19 protein-coding genes are annotated in these 16,748 nt (G+C 59.5%); 5 read left to right on the top strand and 14 right to left on the bottom strand.

Annotation, left to right across the window (positions count from 1 at the left end):
- Positions 1-84: 84 nt before the first annotated feature.
- Positions 85-1,731: an electron transfer flavoprotein-ubiquinone oxidoreductase gene (locus AC2FNN_RS12610; protein WP_496758919.1), complete on the bottom strand. Its 1,647-nt coding sequence runs from the start codon at positions 1,729-1,731 to the stop codon at positions 85-87.
- Between the two features lie 136 nt (positions 1,732-1,867).
- A complete protein-coding gene (gene soxR, locus AC2FNN_RS12615; RefSeq protein WP_496758920.1) occupies positions 1,868-2,323 on the bottom strand; it encodes a redox-sensitive transcriptional activator SoxR in 456 nt (151 codons plus the stop codon).
- Positions 2,324-2,409: 86 nt separating this feature from the next.
- Here soxR and AC2FNN_RS12620 point away from each other — a divergent pair, with 86 nt between their 5' ends.
- The 3 genes from AC2FNN_RS12620 to AC2FNN_RS12630 all read left to right on the top strand — a co-directional run bounded on the left by AC2FNN_RS12620 (position 2,410) and on the right by AC2FNN_RS12630 (position 4,502).
- Entirely contained in the window at positions 2,410-2,790 is a 381-nt protein-coding gene (locus AC2FNN_RS12620; RefSeq protein WP_496758921.1) for a VOC family protein, read from the top strand.
- A 231-nt stretch (positions 2,791-3,021) separates the two neighbouring features.
- The gene (gene greA / locus AC2FNN_RS12625) at positions 3,022-3,492 is read left to right on the top strand and encodes a transcription elongation factor GreA (protein ID WP_496758922.1); all 471 of its coding nucleotides are present in this window, start codon (positions 3,022-3,024) and stop codon (positions 3,490-3,492) included.
- Positions 3,493-3,506: 14 nt separating this feature from the next.
- Positions 3,507-4,502 (top strand): hypothetical protein, encoded by a 996-nt coding sequence (locus tag AC2FNN_RS12630; protein WP_496758923.1) that lies wholly within the window; start codon positions 3,507-3,509, stop codon positions 4,500-4,502.
- Here AC2FNN_RS12630 and AC2FNN_RS12635 read toward each other — a convergent pair.
- The 5 genes from AC2FNN_RS12635 to fdhD all read right to left on the bottom strand — a co-directional run bounded on the left by AC2FNN_RS12635 (position 4,499) and on the right by fdhD (position 9,704).
- Positions 4,499-5,092: a GNAT family N-acetyltransferase gene (locus AC2FNN_RS12635; protein ID WP_496758924.1), complete on the bottom strand. Its 594-nt coding sequence runs from the start codon at positions 5,090-5,092 to the stop codon at positions 4,499-4,501. The two genes, AC2FNN_RS12630 and AC2FNN_RS12635, sit on opposite strands and share 4 nt — an antisense overlap.
- Positions 5,089-7,134, bottom strand: a complete 2,046-nt coding sequence (locus tag AC2FNN_RS12640; RefSeq protein WP_496758934.1) for a molybdopterin-binding protein — start codon at positions 7,132-7,134, stop codon at positions 5,089-5,091. The genes AC2FNN_RS12635 and AC2FNN_RS12640 overlap by 4 nt, the downstream gene beginning before the upstream one ends.
- Positions 7,135-7,154: 20 nt before the next feature.
- Positions 7,155-7,646 carry a molybdopterin-guanine dinucleotide biosynthesis protein B gene (mobB, locus tag AC2FNN_RS12645; RefSeq protein ID WP_496758925.1) on the bottom strand — a complete coding sequence of 164 codons (492 nt, stop codon included), beginning with the start codon at positions 7,644-7,646 and terminating at the stop codon, positions 7,155-7,157.
- The gene (gene mobA, locus AC2FNN_RS12650) at positions 7,643-8,287 is read right to left on the bottom strand and encodes a molybdenum cofactor guanylyltransferase MobA (protein WP_496758926.1); all 645 of its coding nucleotides are present in this window, start codon (positions 8,285-8,287) and stop codon (positions 7,643-7,645) included. The genes mobB and mobA overlap by 4 nt, the downstream gene beginning before the upstream one ends.
- Before the next feature lie 529 nt (positions 8,288-8,816).
- Positions 8,817-9,704, bottom strand: coding sequence for a formate dehydrogenase accessory sulfurtransferase FdhD (gene fdhD, locus AC2FNN_RS12655; RefSeq protein WP_496758935.1), 888 nt, complete (start codon positions 9,702-9,704; stop codon positions 8,817-8,819).
- 49 nt (positions 9,705-9,753) lie between these two features.
- Between fdhD and AC2FNN_RS12660 the strand changes: the two genes are divergently transcribed.
- On the top strand, positions 9,754-10,470 hold the full coding sequence (locus AC2FNN_RS12660; RefSeq protein WP_496758927.1) for an AzlC family ABC transporter permease: 717 nt from the start codon (positions 9,754-9,756) through the stop codon (positions 10,468-10,470).
- Positions 10,467-10,799, top strand: a complete 333-nt coding sequence (locus AC2FNN_RS12665) for an AzlD domain-containing protein (RefSeq protein ID WP_224854717.1) — start codon at positions 10,467-10,469, stop codon at positions 10,797-10,799. The genes AC2FNN_RS12660 and AC2FNN_RS12665 overlap by 4 nt, the downstream gene beginning before the upstream one ends.
- On the opposite strand, the gene AC2FNN_RS12670 is transcribed toward AC2FNN_RS12665, so the two are convergent.
- The 7 genes from AC2FNN_RS12670 to AC2FNN_RS12700 all read right to left on the bottom strand — a co-directional run.
- Positions 10,788-11,420: a hypothetical protein gene (locus AC2FNN_RS12670; protein ID WP_496758928.1), complete on the bottom strand. Its 633-nt coding sequence runs from the start codon at positions 11,418-11,420 to the stop codon at positions 10,788-10,790. The genes AC2FNN_RS12665 and AC2FNN_RS12670 overlap by 12 nt on opposite strands.
- Before the next feature lie 17 nt (positions 11,421-11,437).
- Complete coding sequence (locus AC2FNN_RS12675; RefSeq protein WP_050604020.1) at positions 11,438-11,572, bottom strand: aa3-type cytochrome c oxidase subunit IV; 135 nt, start codon at positions 11,570-11,572, stop codon at positions 11,438-11,440.
- 89 nt (positions 11,573-11,661) lie between these two features.
- The gene (locus tag AC2FNN_RS12680; protein WP_496758929.1) at positions 11,662-12,201 is read right to left on the bottom strand and encodes a hypothetical protein; all 540 of its coding nucleotides are present in this window, start codon (positions 12,199-12,201) and stop codon (positions 11,662-11,664) included.
- Entirely contained in the window at positions 12,188-14,029 is a 1,842-nt protein-coding gene (locus AC2FNN_RS12685; protein WP_496758930.1) for a glycerophosphodiester phosphodiesterase, read from the bottom strand. The genes AC2FNN_RS12680 and AC2FNN_RS12685 overlap by 14 nt, the downstream gene beginning before the upstream one ends.
- 57 nt (positions 14,030-14,086) lie before the next feature.
- Entirely contained in the window at positions 14,087-14,539 is a 453-nt protein-coding gene (locus AC2FNN_RS12690) for a DUF6173 family protein (RefSeq protein ID WP_170346311.1), read from the bottom strand.
- Between the two features lie 4 nt (positions 14,540-14,543).
- Entirely contained in the window at positions 14,544-15,590 is a 1,047-nt protein-coding gene (locus AC2FNN_RS12695; protein ID WP_496758931.1) for an MBL fold metallo-hydrolase, read from the bottom strand.
- Positions 15,590-16,748: acyl-CoA dehydrogenase family protein (locus AC2FNN_RS12700; RefSeq protein WP_496758932.1), on the bottom strand; the 1,159-nt coding region annotated here is incomplete at its 5' end. The genes AC2FNN_RS12695 and AC2FNN_RS12700, both read right to left, overlap by 1 nt.

Below are 16,748 nucleotides of genomic sequence, written 5' to 3' on the forward strand. Positions count from 1 at the left end.
CGTTGACTGAGGAGTAAGCTAGGGCTTCGGCAGGCAAGAGGCAATGGCAGAGCCTTCACAGCGCCGCCATTGCCCGTTTTTTGCTTACATGTTCGGATAGTTCGGACCGTCGCCGCCCTGCGGTGTGGTCCAGGTGATGTTCTGGCTGGGATCCTTGATGTCGCAGGTTTTGCAGTGAACGCAGTTCTGGAAGTTGATGACGAATCGCGTGCCGTTCTCATCCTCGACCACTTCATACACACCTGCCGGGCAATACCGCTGCGCCGGCTCATCGTATTTGGGCAGGTTGACTTTCACGGGGATTTCCGGATCGGCCAGACGCAGGTGGCAGGGCTGGCTTTCCTCGTGGTTTGTCGCTGCGAACGAGACATTCGTCAGACGATCGAAGGACAGCGTTCCGTCGGGCTTTGGGTAATCGATTGGCTGGTGCTTGCTGGCATCCTCGGTCGATTCCGCGTCGTTCTTGCCATGGCCCAACGTGCCGAACAGCGAAAAGCCAAACGTGTTGGTCCACATGTCCAGACCGCCCAACATCAGGCTGGCGGTCAGACCCCATTTCGACCACATCGGCTTGACATTGCGAACTTTTTTCAGGTCGGAACCAATCACGCCATTGCGAACTTCGGTCTCGTAAGCCGTCAGCTCATCGCCTGAACGCTCGGCCTTGATCGCTTCGAAAGCAGCCTCGGCCGCAGCTTTGCCCGAAAGCATCGCGTTGTGGTTGCCTTTGATGCGCGGCACGTTGACCATGCCTGCCGAACAACCCAACAGCGCCACGCCCGGAGCAACCAGTTTCGGCATCGACTGATAACCGCCTTCCGTAATCGCGCGAGCGCCGTAGGCGACGCGCTTGCCGCCTTTCAGCAGGTCGGCCACCATCGGATGGTGCTTGAAACGCTGGAACTCCATGTAGGGGTACAGGTGCGGGTTCTTGTAGTTCAGGTGAACCACGAAACCGACGTAAACCTGATTGTTTTCAAGGTGGTAGATGAAGGATCCGCCGCCTGCGTTGCTGCCCAGAGGCCAGCCCATCGTGTGCGTCACGCTGCCTTCCTTGTGCTTGGCAGGGTCGATCTCCCAGATCTCTTTCATTCCGACACCGTATTTCTGCGGCTCTTTGCCGGCAGACAGGTCGTACTTGGCGATCACTTCCTTGGACAGCGACCCGCGCACACCTTCTGACAGGAAGACATATTTGCCGTGCAGTTCCATCCCAGGTTCGGTGTTGGGGCCATAGGAACCGTCTGCCTCCAGACCAAAAACGCCAGCTACCACGCCTTTGACTTCGCCATTGTCGCCATAGACCATTTCCGAGCACGCCATGCCCGGAAAGATCTCGACACCCAGTTCTTCGGCCTGTTCCGCCATCCAGCGGCACACATTGCCCATTGAAACGATGTAGTTGCCGTGGTTGTGCATCAGCGGCGGCATCGGGAAGTTCGGGATGCGGACCTGGCCTGCTTCACCCAGCATGTAGAACTTGTCGTCCTTCACGGGCACATTCAGTGGCGCGCCTTTTTCTTTCCAATCCGGGATCAGCGCGTCCAGACCACAGGGATCAAGAACCGCGCCCGACAGGATATGCGCGCCAACCTCGGAACCCTTTTCCAGAACGACAACGTTCAGGTCGGCATCCAGCTGTTTCAGACGGATGGCCGCCGACAGGCCCGCAGGTCCTGCACCCACGATCACCACATCGTATTCCATCGCTTCGCGTTCAATCTCGGCCATCGCGGGCTCCTTAGCTAACTTTCCGAATTGGCGCTGTCACTGCAGGATCTGCGCAATTTTGTTTCACGGCTGATTACATGGTCAGTAAGACTTTGGTCAATCGAAACACGGCGTAACAAGGGCGCTATTCGACACATCACCCCTCTGGTGCATCCCCCATCAGGTACCTGGGACCGCTACCATGCGATTTTGCCCGGTCATCGGGGTTGTAGAGCGCACATTTCGGCAGGCTCAGACACCCGCATCCGATGCAGCCATCCAGATTGTCGCGCAATCGCATCAGGGTATCGATTCGCTGGTCCAGATGAGTGCGCAACCGCACGCTTATGGCTTTCCAATCCTGTGGTGTCGGTGTTCGCTTTCCCGGCAAGCCCGACAGCACGTCACGGATTTCAGGCAGGGTCAGGCCGAATTGTTGCGCAATCATGACAAAGCTCAGTCGCCGAATATCGGCCCGTTGATAGCGTCGTTGTCCGCCCGCGTTGCGCCAGGGCGAAATCAGCCCCTGTGCTTCGTAATACCGGATGGCCGAAACGGCCAGACCTGTGCGCCGGGCCAATGCGCCAATCGCCAGCCCCTCTGATACAGCCATCAAACCCTCATAAAAAATTCCTTGACCTAAAGTTAGGTTTAGAAATTACGCTGAGTCGGGACAAGCCCAAAAACACAGGAGATCCCATGATGGCAACGCTTGAACACACCAACTTCACTGTCCGCGACCCGAAGGCCTCGGCCGATTGGATGCAAAAGGTCTTTGGCTGGAAAACCCGTTGGGAAGGCCCCGCAATTTCCGGCGGATACACCGTGCATGTCGGTTCTGCCCATACGTATCTGGCGCTGTACAAACCTGATGACCCGAAACCGTCGGATGAAAGCAGCTATGATGTGATCGGCGGGCTGAACCACGTGGGGGTTCTGGTCGAAGACATCGATGCCACCGAAGATAAGGTTCGCAAAGCAGGATTCGAGCCCCACAACCACGCCGATTACGAACCAGGGCGCCGGTTCTATTTCCGCGATGACAACGGGATCGAGTTCGAAGTGGTGCAATATGATTGAGATGATTTGGCTTTGCACCCCATCGCAGCGTTGGCGCAGGTCGCGGCATCCCGATCATCGGCACAGACCCCACCCCAAATCAAAACGGCGCGAAGTCGCGAATTGATCGCCGCAACTGCTGACACCCCTTGCAATTCATGTGGTATTTGGGTCAGGTAATCGTCAACCTAGGACTCGCCCCGACGCTTCTGTGCGGCGGGGCGAGTCAGTTTATGCGTGGACGTAGAGAGTATGGAAAAGATCCCAATGACGCCTGCGGGCAATGCCGCACTCGCAGCTGAGTTGAAGAACCTCAAATCCGTTGAACGCCCGGCGATCATCGAAGCCATCGCCTCGGCGCGCGAGCTGGGCGACCTGAAGGAAAACGCCGAATATCATTCTGCCCGTGAAAAACAGGGCTTCATCGAAGGTCGCATCAAGGAACTGGAAGGTATCCTGTCGCTGGCCGATGTCATCGACCCGGCAAAACTGTCGGGTGCGGTCAAGTTTGGCGCAAAAGTCACATTGGTCGACGAAGATACCGATGAAGAAAAGACTTGGCAGATCGTTGGTGAATACGAGGCCAATATCGAAAACGGCCTGCTGAACATCAAATCCCCCATCGCCCGCGCCCTGATCGGCAAAGATGAAGGGGACAGCGTCGAAGTACGCACACCCGGCGGCGTGCGTTCTTATGAAATTCTGAGTATCAAGTACGCCTGACCGGAGCGCTTGTAATGTCGGGGCCAAAACCTGACCCGGAAACCCAAAAGCCGACGTCGCTGGGCATCTATGATCGCCCGAAGACTCCGGCTGTTACCGAGATTGAGATTGCCGCACTGGTGCTCAGCCTGATCTGGCTGGTGGTATCGGTCGTCTTTCTCGTGCTGCCCGGTCAGGGGCAGAACGGTGGCTTTGTTGTCGCCTTTCTGGCCGTATTCATGCCCGTGGCGATGATCTGGGTTGCGGCCACCGCGATGCGTGCCAGCCGCGTGATGCGAGAGGAAAGTGCGCGGTTGCAAACGGCAATCGACGCGATCCGGCAGGCCTATGTGGCACAGCAGCAGCGCGCCTCCAGCACTTATGAACCTGCGGTGACCAAAAAGCTGGATGAAATCGCGGCGGCCACACGGAAAACCGAAGACGCGTTGGCAACGTTCTCGACCAAACGCACGGCGCGCTCTGCCGCGGCCGCGCAGCCTTCCGCTCAGGGCGACCAGACCTCGTTGGAACTGGGCACACCTGCGGAAGAGATCACACCGCCGCTGAGTACCGAAGTTTTCATCCGCGCCCTGAACTTCCCCGAAACGCAGGATGACACCGAGGGGTTCAATGCGCTGCGTGTTGCATTGAAGGACCGCAAGACGGCACAGCTTGTGCAAGCGTCGCAGGATGTTCTGACGCTGCTCAGCCAGGAAGGCATCTACATGGATGACCTGCGGCCCGACAAGGCCCGGCCAGAAATCTGGCGCCAGTTCGCCCAAGGCACACGCGGGCGCGCCGTGGCGGCGCTGGGGGGCGTGCGCGACAGATCCTCACTTGCGCTGACGGCAGCCCGGATGAAACAGGATCCGATTTTCCGCGACGCCGCGCATCATTTCCTGCGTCGGTTTGACAAGATGATGGCCGAGTTCGAACCCACGGCAAGCGATGCGGAACTGAGTGAACTGGGTGAAACCCGAACGGCCCGCGCATTCATGTTGCTGGGTCGCGTGGCGGGCACGTTTGATTAATCCGGCCCGACAATCCACGACATTTTGGTCGCGCTGCTGAAATTGAACAGATACTTCAGCGGTCCGGTTTTTTCTTGACCCACAGGCTGGAACCCCTCGCGCTCGTAAAGGCTGCGGGCGCGGGGGTTCGTGTCGATGACATCAAGCTGAACCTCTGACATGTTGTGATTGCGGGCCTCGGACTTGATGGCATTCAGCAATGCCGTGCCTACTCCTTTGCCGCGCGCCTCGGCAGCGACAAGAATGCCATCCATCTGGAACACGCCCGGTTTCAGATCGCGCTCCAGCACGCTTAGAACCAAGGCACGCCAGATAGCCCCGAACCAGCCATAGACCCGCGCCAGATCAGACATATTGCCCCCCGCAAAAGAGCCGTCACGCGTCTTGAAACCTGCCAGACCCAGCATCCGACCCGCTTCATCCCGTGCAACCAGCGCAAAATCCGGGTTCAATGCGATTCCAAAGAAAGCCAATCCTTTTTCGTCCGGCCCCATGACTTTGCCCAGCTTGGCCGCAAATGCCTGCCAGAACAGTGCCGCCGCTTGCGCGCGTTCTTGATCGGCGAACCCTATGGAAATCGTGACCGTCACAGCCCGAAACTTCCATACGGAAGGAACCGGACCATATCGCCCGGTTTGACGTGGCGCGCACCGTCCTCGATTTCGACCAACCCTTCAGCCCAGCTGAGGCCACTGATCCGGCCTGACCCTTCCGAGTGGAAAACCTCGGCCCGCCCATCCCGCATTCGGGCGCGCAGATATTCCCGGCGACCGGGTTTCTTTCGTTTTTCAAAGGCGGCAGGCACTTCGAATCCTTGCGGTTCAGCCCAGCCTTCGCCGGACATCAGCCCCAAGGCCGGACGCGCGAAAATCAATGTACAGACCATGGCGGCAACCGGATTTCCGGGCAGGCCAAAAACCGGCACGCCGGACCACAAACCCAAAGCCAGCGGCCGCCCGGGTTTCAACGCAATGCGCCAGTGCTGCATCGCTCCGGCCTGACGCAAAAGGGCCGAAACATGGTCTTCGTCACCCGCTGACGCGCCACCACTGGTCAAAATCACATCCGCCTGTTCCGCGGCCTGATCCAATCGATCCCGCAAGGCGTCCCGATCATCCGAAACACGCCCCATATCCACGGGCACGAACCCCATTCGTTCGATCAATGACAGCAGCATCGGGCGATTGGCGTCGAAAATCTGACCCGGACCAGCGCGCTCTCCGATTTCGACCAATTCATCACCCGTAGAGACCACGGCCACGCGAAGCGGTTTGCGCACGTTAACGTCGGCAATCCCCACGGCAGACAGCAGCGCAAGATCGGCGGGGGTCAGCCTGCGCCCGGCAGGAAGGGCGATATCGCCTGCGGTCACATCCTCTCCGGCGCGCCGTGTGTTGGTGCCTTTCTTCAACGGGCCGTGGAAGGCTATGTGGCCGCCCTTGACCGTGACATCCTCTTCCAGAATGACCGTGTCGACACCGGCGGGCAGCGCCGCCCCCGTCAGCACGCGCAAGGCCCGGCCTTCAGGCACGTCACCGTCGAACGGGATCCCTGCCGCCGCGCGCCCGTCAATCAATGGCATGATCTGCGGGCCATCAGGGGCGGGACCGGCAAACCCGTACCCATCCACGGCCGTATTCGGTTGCGGCGGGTTCGAGCGTCGGGCGACCACATCCCCGGCCAGAACGCGCCCGCATGCCTTGGTCAGCGCCATCGTCTCAGATGCGGTGATCGGGTGCAGCCTGTCACGCAAACAGGCCAGCGCCTCATCCACCGGTGTCCAGTTGACCCCGGCGGGCAACGCAAAGCAATCGTTCCGCAATGGGGGCGGGGCTATGTTCGGCTTGTCCTGAGGCACACCCAATATCCAACCTTCCTCTGCCGCTGAGACGTTCAATTGCGCATCCAACTCCTGCTCTGTCAAACGCGACAGAGTCAAGGCGACCTGTTCAACCTGCCAGGCATCCTTGATCCGCCCATCCGGTGCAGCGCCAAGGGTTAAAGACGGCCAGATTTCCACGAAGGCGACGGGTTTATCCAGCGGCTCGAACGGCCAGACCGAGATTTGCCCGGCAAACCGGTGGCGAAGCCGGTTCAAAATCGGCAGCCCCATCATGACTTGGCCGCCAACCGCACCTGCCCCTGCCATCTGCCAGCAAGTGAAGCTTCCTTTTGCCAGAGTCTCAACGACGCGACGGTTCGGGAACGGGTTGGAATAGTCCGATTTGGTACGCGGCAGGCCGTCAATATCTCGGCGCAATCCATTCATCCAGAACGGACCACGGCCGCCAAACTGAAGGTTAATCCGACCTGCCAGATCAAAGCGGTTGTTGGCCTTCGGGGAATCCTCGACATGCTGGTCGAACCAGTCCCACAACGCCAGCGGATCGTCCGTTCCGGTCATCGCCCGTGCGAAGCCGCAAGGATATCCAAAAGGAAAATCGAACCCAAGAAGCAGACGGCGACCGGCCTTCAGTTCGGCGCGGATCAGAGCATCCAACCTCTGCTCGGCTATCCGCCTGTTGCGCAAGTATTCGGGGTCAAGCGCTTTTCCGTTACGTGCGATGCAGGCCCAGATCGCATCCTTGCGCGGGGTCGGCCCGGTGTCGTTTCCGCCAGACCAATCCACCATTGCAAAGGTCTGGAACAGACTCACAAACCGACCTCTTTCAGGATGAAGTCAGCAATCCCGGCGGTATCATCCAGATCATAGACCGGGCGGTCCAATTCCAGCGGAGTGTCGCTGGCCACCGCGCGGATGGTGCCATTTTCAGGTGCCATCAGCGCATGGCCAGCCGCGGCGCGATACGCTTCGATCTTGGGGTGGTCCTCGCGCTTGTACCCTTCGACCAATACCAGATCGACCGGCGCAAGCCGCGCCAGCAGGTCGGCCAGCGGCGGTTCAGGTGCGCCCCGCAATTCCTGCATCAAAGCAATACGTTGCCCCGAGGCAAGCAGCACCTCGCTGGCCCCCGCAACGCGGTGCCGGTGACTGTCGGTGCCCGGCTGATCCACATCGACGCTGTGATGCGCGTGCTTGACCGTAGAGACCGTAAAGCCCCGGCCTGTGATCTCGGCCACCAGCCGTTCCATCAGCCCGGTTTTGCCGGCATTCTTCCAGCCCGTGATGCCATAGACCCTCATGCCTGCTCCAGCAATTTTCGGGCACGGTCCAGATCTTCAGGCGTGTTGACGTTGAAGAACGGATCAAACGGGTCGGCGCTGAACAAAGCCTCGCGCCCGTCATGTTTGTCAGTCCACAACACCACCTTGCGCAACCCGTCCATCAGCGCCGCCCGCAGATCATCGCGCAGCGCCACGGGCCAAAGCCCGAATGTCGGGTGTCGGTTGACCCGCTTGCCGCCACCGGATTTCAGCGCCTCGTCGCCCGAACGCGGCGTGGTGGCCAAGACCAACGGGTGAACCTGCCCTTCCGCAGCCTGCGTCAGTCGCGCCACCAGATCGCGCGGAAAGAATGGCGTGTCCGCGGCGGCTGTCACGATGCTGTCCGCCCCCTGCTCTGCCGCCCAGTCGAGCCCGGCCAGCACACCGGCCAGAGGCCCGGCGAACCCTTCGATCGTGTCAGGCAGGACGGGCAGGCCCAGATCAGCGAACCGCCGTGGGTCGCCATTCGCGTTCAACGCCAACCCGCTCACCTGTGGGGACAAACGGTCAATCACATGGGACAGCAGGCTCTGCCCCCCTATCTGCAACAGGCCCTTGTCGCCGCCGCCCATACGTGTGGCCTGCCCGCCTGCAAGAATGATGCCGAGCGGTTTCGTCATGATGGGTCCTCGATTTCCGGCCATTTTCGGTATTTCTCCAGCGGGGTGAAAATCCAAACCCCGTTGCCCGCACCCAGCAAAATGAAACACAGGCTCAAAGGAAGTCCGGAAAAGTCGGCCAGGACATGGCTCAGGCGTATGAAAGCGGAAAAGAGCACCAAAACCGTCACAGGCGCGAAAAACGACCAGAAACAGCACCGATACCTGCGAAGTGATCGTCTGATTTCGTCTGGCAAAACGACTGAGTCTGGAAGTCCTTGAAGAAGAATACGTTGCAAGACGGCGCCTTGTTTTTGCACCGCCAATCCCCAAGCTGCCCATCCCATCCGGAATGGGGCAAACAGGTCGAATGTGCCGATGTATTCTCTTGCCTCCCACCCCAAGCGATCCAGAGTTTCTTCGTCCAACCGTGCCATCCCGTCTACGATTGCCAGTTTGCTGCGTGCATAGTTTCGCGCAGCAAGAATGCTCAGCGGCAAGATGCTGACTGTAACGACAAACAGGAAAAAAAATCTAAGGGTTTCCAAAATCATCCTGCACTTTTCCGGCGGTGTTTCTTGTCCTCGACCGCGACAGTCGATGGGTCCACATCCCGCAGCAAGCGATCCTCGCCCGACAGGCACACAAAGCGCTGGCCGCGCATCCGGCCGATCAGCGTCAGCCCGACCTCGCGCGCGATCTCGACACCCCAGGCGGTGAAGCCCGAGCGGGACGCCAGTACCGGGATCCCCATCATCGCCGTTTTGATCACCATCTCGGATGTCAGGCGACCAGTGGTATAGAGGATCTTGTCCGCCGCACTCTCTCCTTCTGACAGCATCCAGCCTGCGATCTTGTCGACGGCGTTGTGGCGGCCCACGTCCTCCATATAAACCAGCGGCCGGTTTTCGCGGCACAGGACCGTGCCGTGAATCGCTCCGGCTTCAAGGTACAGCGACGGAGTGCGGTTGATCTTCGAGGCCAGATCATACAGCCACGAGGTGCGCACCTGAACCTGCGGCAGTTGTATGTCTTCCAGCCCCTCCATCATGTCGCCAAACACAGTACCCACGGCGCACCCGCTGGTGCGGGTCTTTTTCTTCAGCTTGTCCTCATACGATGTTTCGCGCGCGGTTCGGACGATCACGGTTTCAAGATCGTCGTCATATTCCACGCGCGTGATTTCATCATCCGACAGCAGCATCCCCTGATTGCGCAGAAAGCCCAGCGCAAGGTATTCGGGATAGTCGCCAATCGTCATCGCCGTCACGATTTCCTGCGAATTGAGGAAGATCGTCAGCGGGCGTTCCTCGACCACGGATATCAGGCTGATTTCACCATTCTGGTCCACACCCTCGACCGCTCGGGTCAGGCGCATCGCAGCCGGATCAGGGGCGATAAGATAGTCCGACAGATCGAATTCCGTGGCCAATTGCAACCCCTTCCCAAGACAGTTACTGCTGCATGAATCACCATAGGATTTAGCCATGGCCTCTGCCACATCCAAGTCATACTTCTGGAAAGGTTTTCGGGATGGGACGCCGTTTGTCTTCGTCGCCGTGCCCTTTGGCCTTCTGTTCGGTGTTTTCGCCACCGAAGCCGGGTTGACCCTTGTCCAGACGATGGCCTTTACATCGACCGTTTTTGCAGGTGCCGCGCAATTCGCGGCGTTGCAACTGTTGCAGGACAACACCCCGACCGTGATCATCATAATCTCGGCGCTGGCCGTGAATCTGCGTATGGCGATGTATTCCGCATCACTGACACCTTACCTAGGCGCCGCGCCCATGTGGCAGCGTGCCTTTGCGGCCTATCTGACCGTGGATCAATCTTATGCCTGCTCGATCGTGCGGTTCGAGAAAGAGCCCGACCTGTCAGTGCCGCAACGGATGGCTTATTTCGTGGGCTCTGTCACTCCGATCACACCGCTCTGGATTCTGGGCACTTATCTGGGCGCAGTTCTGGGTGCGCAAATACCGGAAAGCTGGGCGCTGGATTTTGCCCTGCCTATCACCTTTCTGGCCATGATAGGGCCGATGATGCGGACCTTTGCACATGTGGTCGCGGCCCTTGTGGCCATTACGGTATCTTTGCTGACCGTCGTAATCCCGTTCAATCTGGGCCTGCTGATCGCCGGATGCGCTGGAATGATTGCCGGAGCACAGGCGGAACTGATCCTCGAACGTAGAAAGACGCAGTCATGACTCAGCCCGATTCCGTCACCATCTGGGCCATTATCATCGGGCTTGCCATCGGCAGCTATGCGCTGCGCTTTGTCTTTATCGGTTTTGTAGGTGATCGCCCGATGCCGCCCTGGCTGCTGCGTCACCTGCGATATACGGCGGTGGCCATCCTTCCTGCTTTGATCGCGCCGCTGGTGGTTTGGCCCTCTGCCACCGAAGGGCAACCCGATCTGCCACGCATGTCGGCGGCAGCCGTTGCCCTGGCGGTGGGAGTGATCAGCAAAAACGTGCTGGCGGCCATCTTTTCAGGGGCCGCCACGCTCTATGGTCTGCTTTATCTACTGAGTTGAGACAGCGTCAAGCTGGTTGAGGCGCGCATTGTTCGCCGCCAGCCCCTTTTGCAGATCCGCATCGTCGTTTTCCCGATATTCTTCGGTCACGACGCCCGGAATCTGCGCGAACTGTTCCGACAAGTTCACCGGATAGAACGTCACATCAATCGGCTCGAACCCCGGCACCTGCTTCAACAGTTGCGAAGTCGCGTTGGTGCAGAACGCACCGGCGACCGGACCGGATTGCTTTGCCAGTTGCAAGGCGATTTCAGCCTGTTGCGGGCTCACCTGAATGGTCTGAACGCGGGCATAATGCGTCTCGCGCGCGTGCGAGCTGCGATAAGCCCGCTCGACCGCCGGGGTAATGCCGTAAAGCACATCATCCTTCACCGGAACCACATCCGCCCGGAACGAACCGGCAGGGTCAAAAATCACCCGTTCGCTGCCCGAGATCATCAGCGACGTATGTGCGCCCGATCCGGTGCGTGTGTTGATCATTGTGTACAGCGTCAGGGTCGCTGGCCCCGGATCACGGTAGGACCGGGACACGATTTCAGTCCGATCCGCCTGCGGACGGCTCGAATTGGCGCAACCCGCCACTGTCGCTGCCAGCAAGCAGGCAATCAATATCCTGAGCAAGTCAGCCCCCGAAACGATTAGGAGGCGAATACCGCCAGGAACAGACACAGGAAGGCAATGGCGACCACACACCACGTGGTGGCCTTGATGAAACCATTGAAAGTCTTGGTTTGGACCGTGATGTCCATTTCGCCGTGCTTGTGTTCAGCCATGAGTCTCAGATTCCCAATTCGCGTGTTTGATCTGTTGGATAATGGAAAACACAACGCCTGTCACCACGTCATTCGCGCGCAAGGCACGCTTACTTGAGGACCGAGCATCCGGGATACCCGAACCCCCACCGCCAGGGCAAGCCGCTGCACGGCCCACCACCGAAACGAACCGCCCCGTACATTGCATCCGCGGTGATCGCGTGCACGCTGCGAATCTGTTCAGGTGTCATGTCGTACTGGTCGGCATAGTCCTCGGCATGGCGGTCGCCGTGCTGCACCACGCAGGCGTGCAAGGCGTCATCCGCTGCCAGACGTGCCTCATGGCTCTCCTCGGCGGTCTCTGCACCGCCAGCATTGTGATATGCCCGGTCGTGGATGACGCAACAATACTCCCACGGGGGGTGTTCTTGATACAGCGCGCCAACCTGTGGGAACTGCTTTGCCACCCAGCGCCAACTGGCTGACAACCCGCCTGAACAGCCATCGGTTTCAAACGACGTCAGTTCGGCGCCCTCGCTTTGCTCGATCAGGGCACGGTGACCCGGCATTTCAAATCCGCGCATCAGATCCTGTGCCCATGCCGACAGCGGCAGCACGGCCAGAAACAGCGCCATGTTAAGGACTTTCATCGCGCATCGCCTCTGTATCGACCTGCAATCCAAAGGTGGTTGCCAGCCACAGCAACAGCCGCTCGCCCGGCCCCATTTTAGCGCGCACGCGCAAAACCTCATTGGCCATGGCCGGGCGGTCGGTAATCAGACCATCGACACCCATCGAGGCCATTCTGGACATCTGCAACGGATCATTCACCGTCCAGACATAGATATCCTTGCCGGCGTCCTGCACCTTGCGGATCAGCCCGGGTGTCACCATGCCTGCATTGACGGCGACAAATTCACCTTCCAGCCCCGACAGATCCCCAATGGCCGTGGCCGCCAGCACGCCTGACCGCCAGTCAGGCCGCAACTTTTCCATCTTTTGCACGGCCGGGTATTTCAGCGACATGGTGGCAACGTCGTTCTGCATCCCAAGCTCTTCGACAAGGCCGATCACCCGATTTTCCAAATCGACGTCGTGACCATAATATTTCAGCTCGATAAGAACCTTCGACTTGCCCTTGGCCGCTTCCAGTACCTCTCGCAGGGTCGGGGTCCGCTCTGCGGCGTATTCCGGTCCGAACCAGCTTCCGATGTCGATATCAGCAACATCTTGCATCGTCGCATCCCAGACCTTCAGGTTGACGCCGGCCAATTTCATGAAATCGCTGTCATGGGCCACGACAACCACATCATCCGCCGTTTCCTGAACGTCTATCTCAACCCAGTCCGTTCCATCCTCGATCGCTTTCAGGACCGAGGCCATCGTGTTTTCAGGTCGCAAAGCCGCAGCGCCCCGATGGCCGATGACCTCGGCTTGATCCGGCGCCTGCACGCGTTCCAGCAAGCTTTGCCCAAGCCAGAAGCCCGCGCCCAACGCGGCCAAAGCCGCCGCGACAGTCACAAGAACCGGTACGCGGATCCTTCGGGGTTCGGGATGGGGAACGTCCTTGGTCTCGGCTTCAAAGAAACCGTCCAGCAAGACCGCCAATGCACCCAGCGCCGTTGCCGCCAGAACCAACCCCGCCAGGGACCAAAGCCCCGCAATGATCAGGCTGAGGATCAATGCCAGTCTGAGGCTGCCGCCTTCCTGCAAGGGCACAACCGCAAACAACAGACTGGCCACCGCCGCAATCAAGGCCGCAATCACAAGCCGCAGTCCCAGCCAAAGGGCAAGTTCGATCTTCAAACGCCCACGCTTGCCTTCCATCTTTTGTTCGCTTTTCGCGAATGCCCCGCGTGGTGAGGCCCCTTCAAACAGGACCAAGTGCAACGCCAGCGCCCACCCGGACAGACGGCGGATCAACACCCATGCCAACACAAGAACGACAAGCCCGATCAGAACCACGGCCACCTGAAAGGCCGGAGGGTGGAATGTCAGGTAATAATTGATGTCATATTCCGTCAGCGTCCACCATGCGATCCCCCCCGCGACGGCCACAAACGGCAAGGCAAGCAGCAGAACGCGCAGGATGAACCGAACGGCAAATCCGAACAGCGCCGGAAAGCGGGACAGGTTCAGTGCCAGTGCCGCGCTGCCTGCGCGCCAGGGGTCGTTTTCCCCCATACGCAAGGACCCGGCCATGACCGCGAACACAAGTACCTCGGCCAGCAAAAACAGACTGAGCACCGCAACACCTGCGATGAACCCTGCCGGAGACAGCAGGAACATCGCAATGTCCTGATCGGTCAGAGCGGTCTGATTTGACAGAGAGACCGCCAGATTGACAGCCACAGCCACACCCGGCGCGATCAGCGCCACCAACAGCAAGCGCACAGCGATATAGATTGGAACAAAGACCCGGCGCCGTTCCCAGGCACCTGCATAGGCATGTTTTACTGCTTGAAAAAATCCTGTCACCTGTGCGCCTTCCGGACTGATGCAGTCATTCAAAGGCGCGCAAGCGTGAATTGCAAGTCAGCTGTCTTCCAGATCCGCCGCCAGACGGAAACCGATGCGGTTGGCGGGCTTGTCCTCGACCGATTTGGGCAGGGCGCGCAGCATCACGTTCAACTGGCTGACATGCTGCACCAATTGCGTGCGGGCCCCGGTTCCGTCGGATCCGTAAAAGGTGATCATGTCGGGGTCGAAATACCCCATCCCTTCGATCCGCATGACGCCGGCATCGCCCCCGGTAAAGCCCATGGCGACTTCGTGATCGCCGTCCAGCGTCTTTTCAAAGTTCTGGATATACATGATCAGACGCTCGTAAGCCCATTGCGCCGGGCTTTTGTTGGCAACAGGCTTCTTCAACCCCTCGGGCAGGTCCTTGGCCCCGGATTCGGCATTGGGATCCGCGTGCACCTCGTGACACCGCGGCAAAGCGGCGGCTTCGGCGGCCTCGGCCGAGGTTTCGATCTGGTCCTGCATTCTTCTACCCTTTGCGCTGATACAGCCATGCCCCGTCAGCGCGTTGCGTCCGAGTTACTGCACCAATGTGGTAGAGATGATTCACATGCGCAACCGCCTCAACCAGCGCAAGCCCATATTCGCCTTCGCGGATCGTACGTTTGAACAGGGGCAGAAAACAGTCTGCGGCCGCTCTGGGTTGATCCAGATGCTTCAACAGGCGGTCCAACGCGCCGTGATGGTTGTCGATCAGTTGTTTCATCCTCAGCGGCAGGCCCGAAAACGGCAGCTTGTGCCCGCCCAGAACCAGATGATCCGGCCGGGCAAGCGTCTGCAACCGCTCGCAGGCTTCCAGCCACGCTGAAACCGGATCGGCCATCGGTTCCGTGGCATAGACGCCCAGATTGGGACTGATCGAGCTGAGGATCTGATCACCGCTCAACACCAGATTGTCGTCACGGCTCCAGAAGGTGGCGTGTTCCGGCGCGTGGCCATTGCCCATTTGCACGTCCCAGTCGCGCCCTCCCATTCGGATCACGTCGCCCTGCTTGATCCGGGTAAAGCCCAGCGGCATGGGATAGACCGTGTCGGCAAAGTTGAACGGACGATCCTTCATCCGCGCATTCAGAACCTCGGGTGCCATTCCGGCGCTGCGATAGAAATCAAGCGTTTCCTGCGGCCATGCCTCCTGCACATCCAGCGTCAGCATCCGCGCAAACAACCACGAGGTGCGGCTTGTGACCAACTCGGCCCCGTGTTCCGACTGAAACCACCCGGCATTGCCGACATGGTCAGGATGATGATGCGTCACCACCACACGGGTGACCGGTTTGCCTTTCAAAGGCCCGCCCATCAGGGTTTCCCAGATACGCCGCGTTTTGTTCGACGACAGCCCGGTGTCAATCACCGTCCAACCTTCGCCATCGTCCAGCGCGTAGATATTGACGTGATCCAGCGCCATCGGAAGAGGCAGGCGCATCCACAGTACTCCCTCGGCAACCTCAACGGCTTCGCCCGGTGCGGGCGGTTCAGCCCACGGATATCTGATCCCCGATACGCGATCCCCGTCCATCACGCCGCCAACTCATCCGGGCTGAGCGAAAAGAGGTCATCCGCGCCGCTTTGCACCCGCGCCAGAAGCCCGGAATGCTCGGGCAACAAGGCGTTGATGTAGTAGCGCGCCAGTTTGGCCCGTGGTCCTTCCGGATCGGCCAGTGCCGCGGACAGGTGATAATGCCCGCCAAGAACCCGGGCAAACGCCTGGAGATATGCCGTTGCGCCTGCAAATCGGTCGTTCATGTCGTCCTGTGCCACCAACCATTCGGTTGCCTCGCGCAGGGTTTCTGTTGCCTCCCACACTGGACCGGCCAGATCGGGCATCGTCGCACGCGCGTGCTCGGCCTGATCTTCGATCTCGTCCAGAAGGTTCGACGCCGCCTCGCCCCCGTCCATCATTTTGCGCGCGACAAGGTCCATGGCCTGAATGCCATCGGTTCCTTCGTAAATCGCGGTCACACGAACATCACGGGAATATTGCGCCGCACCTGTTTCTTCGACAAAGCCCATGCCGCCATGCACCTGTACGCCGGTTTCGGCCACGCGTATCCCGGTCCGGGCCCCAAAGTTCTTGCCGATTGGCGTCAACAACGCGGCCCGCGCGGCCCAATCGGCGTCGCCGGTGGCTTTCGCCATATCAATCGCGGTCGCAGTGGCAAGAAGAATCGCCCGAGCTGCAAAGATATCGGCGCGCATATCCATGATCATGCGACGCACATCCGCATGATCGATGATCGTACCAGAAGGCGTCCTGCCCTGCTTGCGTTCCAGCGCATAGGCCAAAGCGTGCTGATAGGCGCCTTCCGCAACGCCCACACCCTGTCCACCCACGCCCAGGCGGGCGTTATTCATCATGGTAAACATGGCCGCCATACCACCATGTTCCTTACCGACAAGCCACCCTTTGGCGCCGTCATATTGCATCACACAGGTGGGTGATCCATGCAGGCCCATCTTGTGTTCGACGGATACAACCTTCAGGTCGTTGGCCACCCCGGGATTGCCATCCGCATCGGGGATGTACTTCGGCACCAGAAACAAGGAAATGCCCTTGGTGCCGGGCACACCGTCCGGCAGACGGGCCAGAACCAGATGGCAGACATTTTCGGCAAAGTCGTTGTCGCCCCAGGAGATGAAGATCTTCTGCCCGGTTACCGAGTATGTGCCATCGCCA

It is taken from the genome of Ruegeria sp. BHSA118 (genome assembly GCF_059613405.1).

Coding starts and splice junctions, on each gene's coding strand:
- AC2FNN_RS12610 (WP_496758919.1), bottom strand. CDS start 1,731: ATGGCCGAGATTGAACGCGAAGCGATGGAATACGATGTGGTGATCGTG.
- soxR (WP_496758920.1), bottom strand. CDS start 2,323: ATGGCTGTATCAGAGGGGCTGGCGATTGGCGCATTGGCCCGGCGCACA.
- AC2FNN_RS12620 (WP_496758921.1), top strand. CDS start 2,410: ATGATGGCAACGCTTGAACACACCAACTTCACTGTCCGCGACCCGAAG.
- greA (WP_496758922.1), top strand. CDS start 3,022: ATGGAAAAGATCCCAATGACGCCTGCGGGCAATGCCGCACTCGCAGCT.
- AC2FNN_RS12630 (WP_496758923.1), top strand. CDS start 3,507: ATGTCGGGGCCAAAACCTGACCCGGAAACCCAAAAGCCGACGTCGCTG.
- AC2FNN_RS12640 (WP_496758934.1), bottom strand. CDS start 7,134: ATGGTGGATTGGTCTGGCGGAAACGACACCGGGCCGACCCCGCGCAAG.
- mobB (WP_496758925.1), bottom strand. CDS start 7,646: ATGAGGGTCTATGGCATCACGGGCTGGAAGAATGCCGGCAAAACCGGG.
- mobA (WP_496758926.1), bottom strand. CDS start 8,287: ATGACGAAACCGCTCGGCATCATTCTTGCAGGCGGGCAGGCCACACGT.
- AC2FNN_RS12660 (WP_496758927.1), top strand. CDS start 9,754: ATGGCCTCTGCCACATCCAAGTCATACTTCTGGAAAGGTTTTCGGGAT.
- AC2FNN_RS12665 (WP_224854717.1), top strand. CDS start 10,467: ATGACTCAGCCCGATTCCGTCACCATCTGGGCCATTATCATCGGGCTT.
- AC2FNN_RS12675 (WP_050604020.1), bottom strand. CDS start 11,572: ATGGCTGAACACAAGCACGGCGAAATGGACATCACGGTCCAAACCAAG.
- AC2FNN_RS12680 (WP_496758929.1), bottom strand. CDS start 12,201: ATGAAAGTCCTTAACATGGCGCTGTTTCTGGCCGTGCTGCCGCTGTCG.
- AC2FNN_RS12690 (WP_170346311.1), bottom strand. CDS start 14,539: ATGCAGGACCAGATCGAAACCTCGGCCGAGGCCGCCGAAGCCGCCGCT.
- AC2FNN_RS12695 (WP_496758931.1), bottom strand. CDS start 15,590: ATGGACGGGGATCGCGTATCGGGGATCAGATATCCGTGGGCTGAACCG.